This is a genomic window from Pseudoalteromonas sp. SANK 73390 (genome assembly GCF_054966645.1).
This window is the reverse complement of record NZ_ARPN01000085.1, coordinates 1-3225: the sequence shown is the minus strand read 5'-3', so window position 1 is coordinate 3225 and position 3225 is coordinate 1. Positions and strand designations below refer to the sequence as shown.

Below are 3225 nucleotides of genomic sequence, written 5' to 3'. Positions count from 1 at the left end.
TGACATAAATCCGTTACCTAAGCCGACTACTCACACACATCGGCATCTTGACGAAGGTCAGGATCTTATGGGCTATTGCAGAATGTAGGCCCTGAAACAAGTTCAGGGTGACATAAATCCACTAGTTACTTAAAGGCACATTTTGCAAACGGTAGAGCAGCTGACTAACAGGAATTTGATAATCAAACGTTTTGTTCAGAGCGCCTTTTTTCAATGATGATACCGAGGTAACCGCTAAGGCGTAAGCTTGCGCATTATCAAACTCTCCGTATAGAGCTGCCATAGTGGTTGTGTTAGTTGAGATTAAATTAAGTGCGGCTAATGTCGCTGAAATATCAGGTGAATACAGATAGGCTTGCAAAAGCTGTGCGTTATCTAAACTCAATTGACATACCTGCCAGCTGATACTATCTCGTTCATACTGCAAAGCCCAAATACCATTGCTATCGTGCAGCATTTGTTGTGGGGCAGTGCAGGGCGCAGGGAGGGCTTGCAAAGTACTGTGTTGCCATCCATCCGCTAGGCTATTACACAAATATTGACCACTGTTTAGTTTTATAACTTCGGTGCTTAAACCGTGTTGACAAGCGTTGTGATTATTTAGCCAAGAAGGTGATGCATTATTATCAAACCTAACAAACCCCAGTGTTGACTCAGGGTTGTTATCGGTAATACCAATAAAATAGTAGCCGTTTAGTTGCCAATGGTTGTAACTCAGGGTGAGATTTTTAGATGGTATTAAAGGCAAGGTGGAGCGCGTTTTTATACCATTTAACGCACAGACTAAGGTTAAGTCTTCAGTGTACAAATCACAATGTTCTGTTACCCAATTGTAGTTTAGTGGCGTTGCTGCATTTGCATAGCTAGGTTTTTTTGATGTGCTAGTTAAACCTTTTACTTGGCGCAACTGGTTATTGGGTGACTGCAACGCCGTACAGTCAGCTTGCTCTTGTGATGGCACAAGCGCCACTTTTTCGTTAAGCCAAGCCAATTCACAAGCAGCGACAGAGGTGAAAACTAGGCCACACAATAGTGGCCCATATTGGTAAGCTTTATTGATCATTTAGGTGCTACAAAGTTTAAATTAAAGTCGGTGGTTTGCAGTGTTTTTACTTGAGGAATAAAGTGGCTAACTTCATACGAATTACTGTAATCGATTAAAGGTAACCCTTCATCATCTAACACGGTTTCATTGATGCTTAACCAAGGCTCTAAAGGCTCTGTTAAAAAACTCACATGTAGATGGTTTTTGTGGTTGGCTTTAACGTCAGTAACACCTTTTAAGTTATCGGCAAAAATAATTTTAGTAGCACCCATTTGTACCAAGGCGTTAACAATCGCTTGAGTTGCACCACGGTGATAATGCGCATCTCCTACGCTGACCGGGCCAGACTTAGTACCCATTGGCCGAATATCTAATGTACCACCAAATTTGTGTGTAAAATGCGGCGGATTAATGCCTCCCCAGCGCATAGTAGCCCCGGTTATCGTTAAATAATTTGGCATACCAGCGGGCTTTGATGATACGTTTTTCCATGCAGTGCCTAGATTTTGCATTGCAGTAAGTAAAGCTGGGTTTATATGTCGACCTACTAACCCTGCGGTAGTTAAACCTTGGCTGGCTCTATCTGGAATGTTTACTAAGCCCGATACCGCACATTTTACCGTAACTTTTAACTGTTGGCCTGCAGCGCTTGCTGTTAATAAGTCAGCGCCAGGTTGGTTGCTGTTACCACAAGAGTGAAAGTTATTTATGGTCACTTTTACTTGGCCTTGGCTGTCAGTTACAGCACTACTTGGAGAAAACGGTGCTTTAAGGCGAAAAATACCTTGGTCAATGCGCAATTTTACTTTGCTCTGCGAGCTGCGTGGAAAACGTGCAGCCATGGCATTTTTGTTGCGCCAGCTAGGAGCAGTTAACCAAGATGGCTGAGCGGTTATATTTACATTAACGCCGGTGGCAGGTTTACCATTGCTGTAGCGTAAAGTTAGGGTCCAAGTCGCAGTATTACCATTTTTTGGGTATAGAGTTACTTCACTGGTATTACTGAATGATTGATAACCAAAGTAGCCACTACCATCAGGTTCGATAATAAGTCCGTTATAATCAAATTCAGAGGTTATTGTAAGTGGTGAATGTTTAGCTGGCATCGCATGTAATGCCAAGCTTATAGAGCTAAATACAAGTGCACATAGCACCGATAGTAGGTATTTCATAAGTCTTTCCTTGTTTAGCGAGTTCCTAAAACCACCATCACTTTAGTGTAAATTTACAATAAATAAACAAATTAGAAGGTGAAATTAATTAAAGCTTGATGCTAGCAAAAGTATTAATCAAACAGGGATATTGACCGTCTAGTCAAATTACACTCCGCACAACCTAGTGTATATAAAACAAGCACAATTAGATTTTTTTGGTATTCAATACACTCTCTATTCTTAGCTATAACGGTAAAATAAAGCAAAAAGCAGTGCCTAGTTTCTATGAATTAAGTTCAACATGTTGTTTAGCACTAATTAAAGTGTAAAGGGGGTTAACGTTATGTTGAAATCCCTAAAAATCAGAACATATCAAAGGTTTTCCCTAGAGTAGTGCCGGTGGTTAAAGCAACTAAGAAGCTATCTGTATTTAAAAGCCAGCAGATGGTCGGTGAGTGGATAGCGTTTATGTAGTACTAGTAATGCTGATAACTCACTTAATTAAGTGAGATATTGTTAGGCAATCAAACCTTGTAGATAACACCGCGCTTGCACCCTGCCACCGCAAAGGCACTTACACAAATATAGGCTCGGCAGAGTTTTGCTATAAATTAAGAAATGTTTAACGCAAAGGGCTAGTAAGTGGTCACTTAAATTTACTCTGACTTGTTTGTTCTATCTCAATAAATGATGAGAAGCTAAGTAAATTTACAACTTTGTGAACTAAGTCTAAAGTCATTGAACTAAAAACAAAGTTGCTTACTAAAATACAAAAATTATACATTTACATGTTCCTTAAAAAATTGGTACTTTTTATATGCTACTTTTTACTTAATAAAAACAAGCATATACTTTTAGAGTGTTCCCCGTACTCACGGGGCTAAACCGGGTGAATTAGCCACCCTAACTTGGACAACTTGTGTTCCCCGTACTCACGGGGCTAAACCGCCATGTATAACTCAACCAAAGAGCTTGTCGTCGTGTTCCCCGTACTCACGGGGCTAAACCGCCCATCTGTATCGAGAC

At 40.4% G+C, this 3225-nt stretch carries 2 protein-coding genes; both read right to left on the bottom strand.

Going from position 1 to position 3225, the window contains the following annotated elements; all coding sequences use genetic code 11:
• Positions 1-121 precede the first annotated feature (121 nt).
• Complete coding sequence (locus SANK73390_RS10815; RefSeq protein ID WP_462766037.1) at positions 122-1063, bottom strand: hypothetical protein; 942 nt, start codon at positions 1061-1063, stop codon at positions 122-124.
• Positions 1060-2217 (bottom strand): hypothetical protein, encoded by a 1158-nt coding sequence (locus SANK73390_RS10810; RefSeq protein ID WP_462766036.1) that lies wholly within the window; start codon positions 2215-2217, stop codon positions 1060-1062. The genes SANK73390_RS10815 and SANK73390_RS10810 overlap by 4 nt, the downstream gene beginning before the upstream one ends.
• Positions 2218-3225 lie beyond the last annotated feature (1008 nt).

Coding starts and splice junctions, on each gene's coding strand:
- SANK73390_RS10810 (WP_462766036.1), bottom strand. CDS start 2,217: ATGAAATACCTACTATCGGTGCTATGTGCACTTGTATTTAGCTCTATA.
- SANK73390_RS10815 (WP_462766037.1), bottom strand. CDS start 1,063: ATGATCAATAAAGCTTACCAATATGGGCCACTATTGTGTGGCCTAGTT.